The organism is Pseudophaeobacter sp. (assembly GCF_048267565.1).
Classification (GTDB): Bacteria; Pseudomonadota; Alphaproteobacteria; order Rhodobacterales; family Rhodobacteraceae; genus Pseudophaeobacter; species Pseudophaeobacter profundi.
The window spans coordinates 1,225,335-1,239,055 of the sequence record NZ_JBLWXG010000001.1 but is presented as its reverse complement, the minus strand read 5'-3'; the positions used below and the strand labels follow the sequence as shown (position 1 = coordinate 1,239,055).

Annotated in this window: 18 protein-coding genes; all 18 read left to right on the top strand. The window is 63.1% G+C overall.

Translation table 11 applies throughout. The annotated features are described in order from the left end of the window. Window positions 1–50: 50 nt before the first annotated feature. The 18 genes from ACN0VH_RS05825 to ACN0VH_RS05740 all read left to right on the top strand — a co-directional run bounded on the left by ACN0VH_RS05825 (window position 51) and on the right by ACN0VH_RS05740 (window position 13,625). A complete protein-coding gene (locus ACN0VH_RS05825) occupies window positions 51–296 on the top strand; it encodes a DUF7302 family protein (protein ID WP_417699885.1) in 246 nt (81 codons plus the stop codon). 4 nt (window positions 297–300) lie between these two features. Continuing rightward, window positions 301–879: a head-tail connector protein gene (locus tag ACN0VH_RS05820; protein ID WP_417699883.1), complete on the top strand. Its 579-nt coding sequence runs from the start codon at window positions 301–303 to the stop codon at window positions 877–879. Further along, a complete protein-coding gene (locus tag ACN0VH_RS05815) occupies window positions 879–1,217 on the top strand; it encodes a phage head closure protein (RefSeq protein WP_417699882.1) in 339 nt (112 codons plus the stop codon). Before ACN0VH_RS05820 ends, ACN0VH_RS05815 begins: the two co-directional genes overlap by 1 nt. Window position 1,218: 1 nt before the next feature. Beyond that, a complete protein-coding gene (locus ACN0VH_RS05810; protein ID WP_417699881.1) occupies window positions 1,219–1,704 on the top strand; it encodes an HK97-gp10 family putative phage morphogenesis protein in 486 nt (161 codons plus the stop codon). Continuing rightward, on the top strand, window positions 1,701–2,063 hold the full coding sequence (locus ACN0VH_RS05805) for a hypothetical protein (protein ID WP_417699879.1): 363 nt from the start codon (window positions 1,701–1,703) through the stop codon (window positions 2,061–2,063). Before ACN0VH_RS05810 ends, ACN0VH_RS05805 begins: the two co-directional genes overlap by 4 nt. Window positions 2,064–2,148: 85 nt before the next feature. After that, window positions 2,149–2,589: a phage tail protein gene (locus tag ACN0VH_RS05800; RefSeq protein ID WP_027240267.1), complete on the top strand. Its 441-nt coding sequence runs from the start codon at window positions 2,149–2,151 to the stop codon at window positions 2,587–2,589. Beyond that, the gene (locus ACN0VH_RS05795) at window positions 2,586–2,957 is read left to right on the top strand and encodes a hypothetical protein (protein WP_417699878.1); all 372 of its coding nucleotides are present in this window, start codon (window positions 2,586–2,588) and stop codon (window positions 2,955–2,957) included. The genes ACN0VH_RS05800 and ACN0VH_RS05795 overlap by 4 nt, the downstream gene beginning before the upstream one ends. A gap of 11 nt (window positions 2,958–2,968) precedes the next feature. Continuing rightward, window positions 2,969–3,274, top strand: a complete 306-nt coding sequence (locus ACN0VH_RS05790) for a hypothetical protein (RefSeq protein ID WP_417699877.1) — start codon at window positions 2,969–2,971, stop codon at window positions 3,272–3,274. Beyond that, entirely contained in the window at window positions 3,275–8,425 is a 5,151-nt protein-coding gene (locus ACN0VH_RS05785) for a phage tail tape measure protein (protein ID WP_417699875.1), read from the top strand. It abuts the gene before it with no gap. Further along, window positions 8,425–9,336 carry a hypothetical protein gene (locus ACN0VH_RS05780; RefSeq protein ID WP_417699873.1) on the top strand — a complete coding sequence of 304 codons (912 nt, stop codon included), beginning with the start codon at window positions 8,425–8,427 and terminating at the stop codon, window positions 9,334–9,336. The genes ACN0VH_RS05785 and ACN0VH_RS05780 overlap by 1 nt, the downstream gene beginning before the upstream one ends. 12 nt (window positions 9,337–9,348) lie before the next feature. Then, complete coding sequence (locus ACN0VH_RS05775) at window positions 9,349–10,257, top strand: pyocin knob domain-containing protein (protein ID WP_417699872.1); 909 nt, start codon at window positions 9,349–9,351, stop codon at window positions 10,255–10,257. Window positions 10,258–10,269: 12 nt separating this feature from the next. Then, window positions 10,270–10,593, top strand: a complete 324-nt coding sequence (locus ACN0VH_RS05770; RefSeq protein ID WP_417699870.1) for a hypothetical protein — start codon at window positions 10,270–10,272, stop codon at window positions 10,591–10,593. 4 nt (window positions 10,594–10,597) lie between these two features. Continuing rightward, on the top strand, window positions 10,598–11,032 hold the full coding sequence (locus tag ACN0VH_RS05765; RefSeq protein WP_417699868.1) for a hypothetical protein: 435 nt from the start codon (window positions 10,598–10,600) through the stop codon (window positions 11,030–11,032). Next, entirely contained in the window at window positions 11,032–11,346 is a 315-nt protein-coding gene (locus ACN0VH_RS05760; protein ID WP_417699866.1) for a phage holin family protein, read from the top strand. The genes ACN0VH_RS05765 and ACN0VH_RS05760 overlap by 1 nt, the downstream gene beginning before the upstream one ends. A gap of 69 nt (window positions 11,347–11,415) precedes the next feature. Then, on the top strand, window positions 11,416–12,141 hold the full coding sequence (locus ACN0VH_RS05755; RefSeq protein WP_417699865.1) for a lysozyme: 726 nt from the start codon (window positions 11,416–11,418) through the stop codon (window positions 12,139–12,141). Next, a complete protein-coding gene (locus tag ACN0VH_RS05750) occupies window positions 12,138–12,473 on the top strand; it encodes a hypothetical protein (RefSeq protein WP_417699863.1) in 336 nt (111 codons plus the stop codon). Before ACN0VH_RS05755 ends, ACN0VH_RS05750 begins: the two co-directional genes overlap by 4 nt. A 4-nt stretch (window positions 12,474–12,477) precedes the next feature. Then, window positions 12,478–12,663 (top strand): hypothetical protein, encoded by a 186-nt coding sequence (locus ACN0VH_RS05745; protein ID WP_417699862.1) that lies wholly within the window; start codon window positions 12,478–12,480, stop codon window positions 12,661–12,663. Window positions 12,664–12,818: 155 nt separating this feature from the next. Continuing rightward, window positions 12,819–13,625: a DNA adenine methylase gene (locus ACN0VH_RS05740; RefSeq protein WP_417700004.1), complete on the top strand. Its 807-nt coding sequence runs from the start codon at window positions 12,819–12,821 to the stop codon at window positions 13,623–13,625. The last annotated feature ends 96 nt before the right edge of the window (window positions 13,626–13,721 follow it).

Below are 13,721 nucleotides of genomic sequence, written 5' to 3'. Positions count from 1 at the left end.
CGGTCCCTTTGGGGGCCGCTTTCCTGTTTCTCATTCCAAGGGTGCTTCCCATGAAAATCAAGATCATTACCAGCTGCGGCGGTGTCGCTTGCAGCTTTACCGCTGGCACAGAGCTGACCGTTGCTGATGCTGTCGGCCAGGATCTGATCAATGCCGGTTATGCTGAATTGCTTGACGCCGAGGCGCAGCCGGTTGTGGCGGTGTCCGAGCCCACCGAGCCCACCGAGCCCACCGAGCCCACCGAGCCCACCGAGCCCACCGAGCCCACCGAGCCCACCGAGCAAACTGAGGAGTGATCCGATGGCTTTGACGCGGCGTGTTGCACCGGGGCTGCCGCCGGTGGATCTGGCCCGGTTGCAGGCGCATATGCGGCTGGAGGCGGGGGAAGATGATGACCACCTGCAGCACTGCCTGGATGTGGCGATCGCGCAGTTTGATGGGGCGGATGGCGAGCTGGGCCGGGCGCTGATGGATCAGACCTGGCGGGAGACCTTCTCGGCTGTGCCGGGGAATGGCCAGGGCGTAGCACTTACGTTGTTGCCGGTGCGCGAGATTGTCCAGGCTGAGATCCGCGATGCCGCTGGAACCTGGATCGCGGTTGACGGCGTGACGCTTGAAGATCTGGAGGGCGGGCGCAGCGGGGCGTTTGCGCCGTCCTGGGGCGCGCCGGGGCATCATCACTTTCCTCTGCGGATCGATTATGTGGCGGGCTATGGGGCTGTGCCTGGTGTGGTGCCCCTGCCGATCTGCCATGCCATCCTGCTGTTTGCCGCCCATCTCTATAAGGCGCGCGAACCTGTGAGTTTTGAGGGCACGCCGGTCGAGGTGCCACTGTCGATCGCGCGGCTGGTGGCGCCGTTCAAAAGCTGGTGGATGTGATGCGGATTGCTGAGCGGGATCGGCGGATCACCATTCTGCAGGCCTCATTTGAGGAAAACGACGCGGGGGAAATGGTGGCAACGGGGTGGGATGAATACGCGCGCCCCTGGGCGGCGTTTGCGCCTGTGTCCGATGGCGAGCGGCTGCGGGCAGCGGCGGTGGAGCAAAAATCGGATGCCCGGTTCGTAGTGTCCTGGTCGGCGCGGCTTGCGGCAGTCACTGGTGCCTTTCGGCTGCGCTTTGATGGGGAGGATTGGCGGATCAGCGGCATCAAGGAATTGGGGTTCCGCAACGGGCTGGAAATCACCGCGTGGCGGGTCAAAAAGGCGGGGGGCTGATATGGTTGCGAAACTGCGCATTGAAGGGTCTGGCGATATCGAGCGCGCCCTGGTGCAGCTGACGCGGGGCCAGTCCAAGGCCTCGGGGCGGCGGGCGCTGAAGAAGGTTCTGAAGCCGGTGGCGCAAACGGCTGAAGGCATGGCGGGCGGCAAGTTCAAAGTCGCGGTGACCAGCAAGCTGGACAAGGGCCAGAAGCAGGGCGCTCGGGGGGATCAGACCCGGAGCCGGGTGGCCATGTATGTGGGGCCGGTGCAGGCGGATGGCAGTCATTCGCCGCATGCCCATCTTTATGAGGATGGCACCGCGCCGCGATACCAGCACTCCTCCGGCAAGTTTACCGGCGAGATGCCGGCCAATCCCTTCCTGCGGCCTGCCTGGGATCTCTATGCACCCAAGATGCTGGAGACTCTGGGTCTGGAGATCCGCAAGGATATCGAAAAAACACTAGAGCGGGCGCGCCGCAAGGCTTTGAGGGCGGGTAAATGAGCATGGAACGCGAGTTGAAAGACCTGCTCAAGACGCTTGGGGTGCCCGTTGTCTGGGGCCTGTTTGGCAGTGATGTGGGCTTTCCCCGGATCAGCCTCGTGCGGGTTGGCACGGTGACGCGCTATGCGCTGCAGGGCCGGGCGGATGTGGAAACCGCGCGGGTGCAGGTGAATATCGATGCGCTCTCATATGGTGAGCTGATCTCGCTGGGGCCTCAGGTGTCCCACCTTCTGACAAGTTATCGCAGCGGGTCGGTGATCCGCTGCAAGGAACTCTCGCGCCGGGACGGATCATCCGCATCCGGCGGGGAAGTGGTCCGGCGTCAAATGCTGGATGTCCAGGTGCGCTACCGCACCTGAACCTGCCAGGCGTGATTGCGCCTGGCCTATTAGGCATGGCTGGGTGACCGGCTGAATACTCTGACAATCTGAAAGGAATAAGCCAATGGCAGAAAATGTCATTCCGGGCGATCTGTGCGATGTCCAATGGTCCGAAGACGGGGTCGCCTGGGAGGTGATCAAGGGGTGCAAGACCGTCGGCATCCCCGAGGAAAGCCCGGAATATCGGGACCGGACCTCGCTGGACAGCCCAGGCCGCAACAAGGAATACGGCGTCGGTCTGACCGACACGGGCGAGCTGACGCTGTCCTGCTTCTATTCGGCAGATCTCTATGAAAAAGCGCTGGCGCGCAAAGGCAAGGTGATCTTCTTCAAGGTGGATCTGCCTGCTGTGGACGGCGAGCAGCTCACCGGGGATGCCTTTGATTACAAGGCCTTTGTGAACCCGTCGATCCCGTCGGTGGATGTGGATGGTGATCTGATGACCGACCTCAAACTGCGCCCAACGGGTGTGGTTGGATGGACCAAGGGGGATCCAGTCGTATGATCCGCAGCGCAAGTATGAAGCTGGGTAAAAAGACCCTGAAGCTGAAGTTCTCGACCCGTGCCCTGATCCGCATTGAAGCGGAAAACGGCGGCCAGTCTTTTGATACCCTGCTGGATCAGCTGATCACCGGATCTGGGGGTGTCACCCTGATGGCCTCGGCTTTGGGGGCGGGGCTTAATGATGGCAAGGGCATCGATCGCGACCAGGCCCTGGACCTGATTGATCAGGCGGGCGGGGTTCGCAAGATGATCCCGCTGGTTGGCGAGGCCATTGGCGCTGCCTTTGAGGTCAAATCCGCTGAGGATGAAGCGGATGAGGCAGACGGGGTTGGTGAGCCGGGAAAGGGGGAGGCCGCCGCAGAGGCGTAGATTGGGAGGCCTTGTTCTCGACGTGGTGCGGGTTGGACCTGCACCACGGCGACTTCTGGGATGTCACCCTGCGGGAATACGATCTGATTACCACCGCCAAGATCAAGGCCAAGGATCAGGAGTTCAAGGCTTGGCGGGTTCTCAATCAGGAGCTGGGCATTCTGGTGCAGTTTGCCTTCCACGAGCCTAAGAAAATGCCGGACTTCACCAAGGCGGCTGAGCCTGCAAAACCGGCAAGCCGGGATAGATCGCAAGATCTGGACAAGCTGCGCGCGGGTCTGATGGCGCTGCACTTTCAAAGTAAAAAGGGAAAATAGATGGCCATTATTGGTGCGCTCCGGGGGCTTTTGTCGCTGGAATCCACAGCCTTTGAAAGCGGTGCCAAGCGTGGCATTGCGGCCATGGGCAACGTCGAGCGGCGCATGGTGCGGCTCGGGAATACGGTTGAACGCCAGGGGCGTCGGCTGGCGCTTGGCCTCACGGTGCCGATGGTGGGTGCTGCGGCGCTTGCGGTGAAATCCAGCCTCAAGATTGTGGATGCGCAGGCCAAGATGGCGCAGTCGCTGGGGACCACGGTGCAATCGATGCAGGTTCTGGAGCGGGCGGCGGATCTGTCGGGGGTCTCGATTGGCGAGGTTGAGCAGGCCACCATCCAGCTGACCAAGCGGCTCAGCCAGGCGGCGGCGGGCAGTGGTCCTGCGGTGAAGGCGCTGGACCGGCTGCACCTCAGCGCCGAGGCCCTGCAGCGGCTGCCGCTGGATGAGCGTCTGGCCAGGATCCAGGGGGCCATGGCGCAATTTGTGCCAGAGGCAGAACGCGGTGCGGTGGCCTCGGAATTGTTTGGCAGCCGGGCGGGTTTGATCTTCACCCGCATTGACAGTTCTGCGCTGCGTCTGGCGACGGATGATGTCACCCGCTTTGGCGTGGCAATTTCTGAGGTAGATGCAGACCAGATCGAGCGCACCAATGACGCGCTGTCGCGCATGGGGGTTGTCGGTCGCGGCATGGCCAATCAGCTCACGGTGGCGCTGGCCCCGTTTCTGGAAGAGCTGAGCGACAAGGCGGCCAGCGTGGCTGAGTGGTTTGCCAATCTGAGCGATGGCACCAAGGGGCTGATTGCCAAGGGGGCAGCCCTGACGGCGGTGCTTGGGCCTTTGGCGCTGGGGTTTGGCCTGGTGGTGAGACTGGCGATCCCTATGGGGGTGGCGGTTGCGGGGCTGGTTACCAGCCTGGCACTGGCGCCGGTGCAGCTATTGGCCGCTGCCAAGGCCTCTGTTGCGCTGGAACTGGCACTTGGGGCGACTACCACCAGGGCGGCGCTGGCCAGTCTTGCCATCAAGGGTCTGACGCGGGGGCTTGGCCTGTTGCGGGTGGCGGCACTGGCGACCGGCATTGGCGCGCTGATTGGCGTGGCTGCCGGGATCTATCAGGGCTTCACCCAATCGGCACAGGCTGCTGAGGATTACGCACTTGCAATTGAGGGGGCAGCGGCGGCGCATGACCTGCTGGAGCGCGCAACCGACCGGTTCTATAGCAATATGACGGCCAAAAACGCCGAGGCCATGCGCCGCGCAGCTGAGGCGGCGCGCGATGCCACCCGGCAAGCGCTGGAGGCGGCGAAGGCTGAATTGGAGGCGGCGTCTTTTACCACCAATTTCTTTGGGGCCAGCCTCTATGAGACCGATCGCATGGCCAAGGCCCGCGCGGATATCGACGCCCTGTCTGGTGCCTTGGCTGAGGCCGAGGCGCGGCTGGACGCGGCGGCTGTGGCGGCAGAGCAGACCGCAAAACACGCGGGCGATGCGGCGGATAACATCGATGCGGCGGCGCGTGCCACGGATCCGCTGACGCAGGGGCTTGGCGGCGCTGCGGGGCAGGCGGCGGCACTGCGCGGCTATCTCTCTGGCCTGCCTGGGGCACTGGCGGGGGCGCAGGCCAATATCGCGGGTCTGAAGGCTGGCATGGCCGTTCTGGCAAGTGGTGGCGGCGAGGCGGCTGCCAATGTTGCCAAATACCGCGCAGAGCTGGTCGCGGCCCTGCCGCCATTGGAGGAGATGCACGACGGCCAGCGCCGCAACGTGGAAGAGGGGATCAATCAGCAGGTGCGCCTGTTTGAGGAAAACCAGCGCCTGAGCGGAGAGTACCGCGCGCAGATTACGGCCCTGAACAAGGTGAGTTCTGCCGGGGGGGCTGCCAGCAAGAGCGCGCTGGCAGGGTTGCAAAAAGAGTTGCGCGACCGGCGCGCCCTGGTGGGGCTGACCGATCAGCAGCGCCAGAAACTGGAAGCGGTGCGCGCGGTTCAGCAGAAACTTGGCCGCGAAGGTGCGGGGATCGGCAAGGCGCAGATCGAGGCGCTGGCGGATCAGGTGATTGAGCTGGACCGGGTGGATGCGGCCCTGGAGCGGGTGCGGGATCAGCAGGAACGCTGGGCGGAAAACATCACCCGCACCGCGTTTGAGGGCGGCAGCCTGAGTGACACGATCAAAGGCATGCTCAAGGATATCGCCTATCAGTTTGCCCATTCAAAGATTGTGCTGCCGGTGGTGGCCTCGGTCTCGGGGATCCTTGGGCTTGGTGGCCTGGCCTTTGGCGGCAGTGGTGACGGTGGCATGGGCGCTGCGGGCGGTGGCGGTGGTCTTGGCGGCTTGCTGGGTGGGGCTGGCAGCCTCCTGAAACTGACGGGCGCAGGCGGTGCGCTGTCGGGGGTTGGTTCGGGTCTCTTGGGGGTGTTCTCTGGCGGCGGTATTGGCTCCAGCTTTGCCAATCTCGGCGGGCTGCTTTCTGGCGCGTCTGGCGGTTGGGGGGCGCTTGGGGCTGCGTTGCCGGCGCTTGGCATTGTCTTTGGCGGGATTGCCCTGCTGGCCAAGGGGCTGAGCCGCAAATACGCGGGCAGCGGCATTCGGGGCCACTTTGATGCCAATGGCTTCAATGGCTCGCAGTTTGATTTTTACAAAGGCGGGTTCCTGCGTTCCAACCGGACCAACTACAAAGGCCTTGCCTATGAGTTTGAGCTGGCGCTGGATAACAGTATGGCCGGGCTGACCTCTGGGCTGGAGACCATGGCCGAAACCCTCGGCCTCAGCACCGATGCGCTGGACGGCTTCAGCGGCGCAGGCTTTACCATCTGGACCCACGGCAAGAATGCGCAGCAGATCCAGGCGGAGCTGGAGGCGCAGATCAAGGCCACGGGCAATTCCATGGCCTCGCTGATCCTGGGCACCAACAGCTTCAGCCGCGCCGGGGAAAACGCGCTGGAAACGCTGGCGCGGCTTTCGGGCAGTCTGCTGGCCTTCAATGATGTGGCAGAGCTGCTGGGGCATCGCGCGTTCAATCTGTCGCTGGAGGGCGGGGATAACGCCTCGGCTCTGGTGGATCTCTTTGGCGGGGCCGAGGGCATGAATGCGGCGGCCAATACCTATTTTGCCGGGTTTTATTCCGAAGGCGAGCAGACCGATGCCATCCTGGGCCGGTTGCGGGATCGCTTTGAAGAGATCGGCGTTGCGATGCCAGAGAGCCGGGCCGGGTTCCGCGCGCTGGTCGAGGGGCTGGATCTGACCACCAGCCACGGGCGGGAACTTTACGCCAGCCTGCTGCAGATGTCGGGGGCGATGGATCAGGTGCTGCCACAGATCGACAGTCTCAGCTTGTCGATGTCGGGCATGATGGATGAGATTGGTGGCGAGATTGGCCTGCAGATCGAGACCGCGCGCGATATGGCGGCGGATGCACGGGCTGCGGCCACACTCTGGGCGCGCACGGCGGACAGTCTGCGCGACTACCTGTCTGGCCTGGGCACCTCTGAGCTGGGCGGGGCCAGCCGTGAACAGGCGGCGGCAGCACAGCAGCACCGGTTTGATGAGGCTTATGAGGCGGCGCGCGGCGGCGATCAGGAAGCGGCGGCAAGCCTGTCTGGTCTGGCGCGGGACTATCTGCGTTCGGCCCAGGATACAGCCAGATCTGATCTGGAATATCGCCGCATTGCCGCGCTGGTGCAGGGTAAGCTGAACCTTGTCGCCGGGGTCGCTGAGCTGGAAAGCGGCAATGATGAAGTGCTGGCCGCGCTTTATGAACAGCAGATCGAGGTTCTGAGCGAGCTTGGCAGCTTCCTGCAGCTGAAGGGGCTGACAGGCGATCAGGTTGGCGAGCTGAGTGCCGGGGTTCAGGCGCTGCATGCCGATTGGGATGGCACGGTCGAGGCATTCCAATCGTCATTGGCGGCGCTGGAGGGGGCGATCACCGATGCGGAGGCCTTTTCCTATGATGATCTGGCGGGGCGGCTTGATGTGGCTGTGGCGCTTGATGACAATGCGCCGCCCTGGCTGCGCCGCCTGGTGGATAGCGCCGGGACGGGGATTGAAGCCACGCTGGATTTTGTCATTCGCCGCGATGATCTGACTGCGGCAGATCGCTGGATCGCCACCAATGCCCTGTCGGAACATGTGGCGACGCTGGACCTGATGTTGGGGCAGGATCTCGATCCCAAAACCCGGCGCCTGGCGCTGACCACCGATGCAGAGATCCGGCGCGATATGCGGCTGAAGCTGGTGCAGGATCTTGATGGGGAGACCCGGTCCCTGTTGCTGACCAAGGCGGCAACGCTCTCGCGCCAGGTGAATGTGGCCCTGACCAACAAGGGCAATGCGGCCATTGGCCGGTTGAACAAGCTGCAGGATCTGATCGGCGGCACGGGCGGCAAGCTCACGTTTGACGGCGGCGTCAGCCTGACCGCAGACCGCGTGTTCAGCGATCTGGTGGCCTCTACCAGCGGGCTGGCGGCCCCGATGACAAGGCTGCAGGACATGCTGGGTTCGCTCAGGGATGCGGTGAATGAAGATGTGGCTCTTCGCAAGGGTCAGCTCAAAATCGTTGGGTTGCAAGGCAGGGGGGTAGAGATCGCCGGGCGGCAGAAAACCCAGTCAGAGAGCACCCTGGCCACATTCGAGGCGCTGCGCCGCCAGTATGGGATCTCTCTGGTGGGGCAGAAACAAAGCGTCGGTCTGGGGCCCAACGGCTATCTGACTTCCTCCTTTGATTATTACGGGGGAACGGCAGGCAACCTGGCGGCCTTCAAGGCGGCGCTGCAGGATCAGCTGGGATCGTCCTCTTATGGCGAGGTCATGCGGCGGGTGAACGCCTCGACCACCAAGAAGAAATCCAAACTGGCACGCTTGCGTGAACAGATCCGGGGCCTTGGCGGTGTGCCGCAGTTTGCCGCCGGGGGTGTGCATGCCGGGGGCTGGCGCGTGGTTGGCGAGCGCGGCTGGGAGCTGGAGAATACCGGATCCAGCCGGGTGATCAGCCATTCCGATTCCAAGGCCATGCTGGACAATCGCCGGGTGGTGGAGAGCGTTGACAATCTGGCGCGCCAGGCCGGGGTGCAGGGCCAGAAGGTGGAGCTGCTGATCAAGACAATCGCGCGTGTGGTCGAGGGCTGGAATGATGCAGGCCTGCCAAAAGAGGTGGTATGATGGACTTCAATATTATTGCGCCGATGCCGGTCACGGATGTGGAGCTGGTGGCGTCCAATATTGCCGAGGATGATCATCCGGTCTGGGATGCGGGCGTCACTTATGGCCAGGGGGATCGGGTGATCTCTCTGGGGACGCACCGCATTTATGAGAGCGTGCAGCCCGGCAATCTGGGCAATGATCCGGTCACGGATGATGGCACCTGGTGGCTGGATCTCAGGCTTGCCACCAAGCGCTGGTCGGCCTTTGACAACCGCCGCTCCAACAAGGCCAGCCGCGCTGATGAGATCACCTATTCGATCGTGCCGACGCGGGACTGTGATGCGATCTCGCTGTTTGGGCTTGCTGCCGGGTCGATGCGGATCGAGGTCTGGGATGGATCCTTGAAGATCTATGATCAGAGTTTTGAGCTGGCGGACTCGGGTCATGTGGTCAGCATGTACACCTATTTCTTTGGTGGCATTTTCTATGCGCGCCAGAAGGTGTTGAACGGCTTTCCGGGCTACATTGGGCACCGGATCGATATAACGATCTCTGCGCCTGGCGGGACGGCTGAGGTTGGTCATATCGTGCTGGGGCGCAACCACATCCTGGGCACCATCATGGATGGGGCCGAGATCGGCCATGTCAGTCACAGCCGCAAAGAGTTTGACCAGTTTGGCGATGAGCTGCTGATCAAGCGCGGCTCTACTCGCAAGGTGACTGTGCCTTTGCGGGTGCCGACGCTGCAGGCACCGCGTGTGATGGATCTGGTGGCCGAGGTGGATGGTCTGGTGACCGCCTTCTATGGCTCCAGCGAATACGCGCCAAACTACGGCATCGAAGATCTTGGCTTTGTCGATGACCACACCCAGCCGCTGGATGCGGCTGGGGATTCAATCTTCACCCTTGTTCTCAAAACCATCAATTAGGATTGCTCAACCATGGCAGCACCCATTGCCCCGGCTTCGCCGCATATTCCGACACGCTCTGCGCCAGAGGCAGATTTTGACGTCAAGATGTTTGCCCTGTTCAAATGGGCCACCGATGATTTTGTCGGCTTCATGGAGGCCTGGCGGGCCTATCTGGAAACCAACAGCACCATTATTGGCGGCGCGCTGAATGGCACCAAGATCGGCCTGGCCACGCCAGCGGCGGGGGCCTTCACGGCGCTGACGGCGCAAAGCCTGGGGGGCGGCGCTGTGCAGGCCAGCGCCACCGACGCCACGGCTGGAAAGCTGCTGAAAACCGGTGCCTTTGGACTTGGGGCGGCGGCTGCACCGGCCTTGGCGGATCTGGATGATCAGTCCATTGCAGTGGGGTTTTATGGCGTGAACGAGACCACTGTTGGGACCCGACCTGATGGGGCGGCCAACTATGCCATGTGTATTTGTACGCGCGCAGGCGGCACCGGGATCGGGCAAATATATATAAACTCCTTCGGTGGCGGCATTTATCACCGCACCTCTGTCGCAGGTACCTGGAATGCCTGGGAGACGATCTTCACGTCATCAACACCGGTTGGCCCGGTCTCTGAAGCTGCCGGGGTTCCCACTGGTGCATTGTTCGAGGGCGGCGGCAATGCGAACGGTAGCTATCTACGCTACGCTGACGGAACCCAGATATGCTGGAAGACCGCTCTGTCAATCGGCCCAGGCGTCACCACCTGGACGTTCCCGGCAGTATTTGGCGGCACTCCGGTCATCATGGCGACGGGCAGGAATGTCAGCGCTGCGCGCACCATCAACATTGGCTCTGTGGGGGATGCTTCGGTTGGTGTTGCCGCTTTTGATGTCTCCGGCGCTGCTGCGTCCAACAACGTCGATCTCTTCTCCATTGGTCGCTGGTATTAAAGGAAAGACCTCATGCACATCACATTTAGCTGCAGCGCCGGTCTGCCCGGCCAGCCTGAAACCACTGCCAGCGTTGCGGGCGATACGCTCACCGTTGACGGGGTGGCCTATGATTTATCGGCGGTGCCTGAAGGCGGCTTTGCCGAGCCGGGCGGCACTCATCCTTTTGCGGGCCGCATCGCGCGCAGCGGTGGCACTCTGACCCTGTCGCTGCTCTGGCGCTATGACGCGGCCACGGCCCAGGCCCATCAGCCCGCCGTTGCGCCAGTCCTGACGGTCGCTGCCGGGGCGGTTCCCGATCCGATCATTCGCAAACCTGTAGAGCTGGAGGCATAGGCCCATGACATTCTCTCTGAAACTCACCACCGCAGAGGAAAGCGCCGCCGAGGATCTGGCGCAGGCAAAGGCCGCAAGCCTGGCGCGGGCGCTGGATCGGCTGACCACTACTGCCTCGGAAATCACGGGGCTGGTACCCCAGGCGGAACGCGACAGCTGGGCCACCAAGGCTGTGGCGGCGCGGGCCTATCTGGCGGATGTGGCCAGCGCGGATCAAGTGGCCATGCTGCAGGCAGAGGCTGCAGTGACCGGCGAGACGGTCGAGGATCTGGCAGCGGCGATCGTTGCCATGGCGGAGAACTATGCCGGCATCGCCGCAAAGCTTGCCGGACAGCGGCGCAAAACCCGCACTGCGATCGAGGCCGCGACAACACCAGCGCAGGTGCAGGCCGCCCTGGTGGCGCTCGATGCGGCGCTGATCACTCTGGGGGAGGGGTGATGACTGAACCGGGGTTGATCGACTGGATGTCGAACCTGCTGGGTGGAGCTGCCACCACGCTGGTGGGGGCCAGCATAGGCCGCTTGATGTGGCATTCCGGCGAGGTGCGCAAAGGCCAGCGGCGTTTCTTTGGCCCGGAGCTGCTCTGGGAAATCCCGGTGGCCATTGGCATGGCGATCATTGGCGAGGCGATTGCCAGCTATATGGGCGCCGGTCCAACCGTGACCACGGGCATTGTGGCGCTGGCGGCCTATATCGGCCCGCGCGGGGCTGAGGTGCTGCTGACCAAATGGCTGGTGCGCGCCAAGCCGTAAAACACCCACAAAACTCGAACCTGAAACCAACCCTGCCTCTGGCGGGGTCTTTTGCATTGGAGAAACGCAATGAAACTGATCTCAAACTGGCGCGCCACTCTGACCGGATCCTGGTCGCTTTGGCTTGTCCTCGCCAGCCTTGTTCTGTTGGGCGGATACTTTCTGGTCCTGGTGAACCCTGAGCTGCTTGGCTGGGATCCGCTGTATTTTGCCATGGCCTCGGCGGCTTGCCAGGTGCTGGCCATTCCGGCGCGGCTGGTGCTGCAGAGCGGGTTGTCCGGGCTTGCCGCGTTCCGCCGGGAGACGGGCGGCGCGGTGCGTCGGCGCACGGTTGGCCTGATCGCGGGCAGTGGCATCGCGCTGACCTCGGCCATTACCTTCATTGGCCAGTGGGAAGGTCTGCGCGTGGATGCCTACCGCGATGTCGTGGGCGTCTGGACCGTCTGCTATGGCGAAACCAAGGGCGTCGTGCCCGGCGATCGCTACAGCAAGGCCGAGTGCGACGCGATGCTGGCGCGCGAGATCCTGGCCTATGAGGCGGCGCTGGATCGATGCCTGAAACACCCGGTGCCGGTGGGGATGAAGATCGCCCTGGTCAGCTGGACCTACAACGTCGGGGCAGGGGCCGCCTGCAAATCGACCCTGGTGCGCAAGGCCAATGCCGGGGATCTGACCGGCGCCTGCGATGAGCTGCCGCGCTGGAACAGGGCGGGCGGGCGCGTCTGGGCCGGGCTGGTCAATCGGCGCGGTGCTGAACGGGCCATGTGCCATCAGGCGCTGAAAGCGGCGGCATGATCCCGGCTGTTCTCTCACGCAATCTGCCCGGCATTGCCCTGGTTGCTGTGCTGGCCGGGGGCGTCTGGACAGTGGCGGATGCCTTCCAGGACCGCTCCCGGTTGCGCGCCGATCTGGCCGCAACCCGGTCGGATCTGGCAACAGCGCAGGCCAGCCTGCACCAGGCCGCCGAGACCGCCCGCATTCACCGCGCCCACCTGGCCCGCGCCGCCGATGAGGCGCGCGCCTGGGTGGCGCTATCAGATGACCTGCAAAACATGGAGGGCCGCGATGCGCCTTTGTCACCTTTGCTTGGTGCTACTGCTCAGCGCTTGTTCCGATCTGGCCAGTGAGCTGGTGATACCGCCGCCAAATGTGCCGGCGGATTTGCTGCAGCCCTGCGCCGGATACACCGGCCCGCTGCCGCAGACCGAAGGCCAGATCTCGGATGCCCTCATTGCCGAGGCAAGGGGGAGACGCTGCGCCAATGCGCGGCTGGCCGCCGTGGGCGAGATCTTGGCCGTGCCCAATTTTGAAGACTGATCCCTCCGCGCCCTAGCGGGGGGATCGGGTGCGCAAACACCCGCTCCCACGCAGCCATCCGTTCAAAGCGGCTGCGCCGACATCACAAATCAGAAAATGTCGCCCGACTCTCGCGAGAGTGGGCACCCCATATTCTGGAATCAGCAATGACAACAATGATAAAGGTGCGCCCTGCCGCGCCCGTCGCCCCCTGGCTTGGGGGCAAAAAGGCCCTGAGTGCCCGTATCATCGAGCGCATCGAGGCCGTCGACCATGCCACCTATGCCGAACCTTTTGTCGGCATGGGCGGTGTTTTTCTGCGCCGCAGCTGGAAGCCGCAGTGCGAGGTCGCCAATGACTTCAATGGTGAAATCACCAACCTCTTCCGCATCCTGCAGCAGCATTTGCCGCAGCTGATGGAGGTCATGCGCTATCAGATCGCCTCGCGCCGGGAGTTTGAGCGGTTGCGCAAAACCGATCCCGCCACCCTGACCGATCTGCAACGCGCAGCCCGGTTTTTGTACCTGCAGCGCCAGGCCTTTGGCGGCAAGCTCGGCGGTGTCTTTGGCGTTGCCACCGACCGTCCGTCCAGGTTCAGCCTGTCCCGCCTGGAACCAATCCTCGAGGCCGCCCATGAACGGCTGGAAAGCGTCATCTTTGAGAACCTCGACTGGTCTGATTTGATCCGCCGCTATGATGGCAGCAAGACGCTGTTTTATCTCGATCCGCCTTATTGGGGTGGCGAAAGTGACTATGGTAAAGGTCTATTTGAACGCAGCGCCTTCCAGGCGATGGCGGAGCAGCTGGCCGGGATCCGTGGCAAGTTCATTCTGTCAATCAACGACTGCCCCGAGATCCGCGAGCTGTTCGCCGGGTTTGAGTTGGAAGAGGTCCGGTTGAAATATACCGTTTCCGCTGGCGGTGCGACGGATGCGGCGGAGCTGATCATCTCAAATTTTGAGTCGCGCGTTGGGTTGATCTGATAGGGCGAAATTAGCTGGCGGGGCGTAGTGGTCCCGCCGGTTCTAAAACGGGCGGGAAGCTGCCGTTCGCTGTCGGTGCAATGTAAACACCTTCAG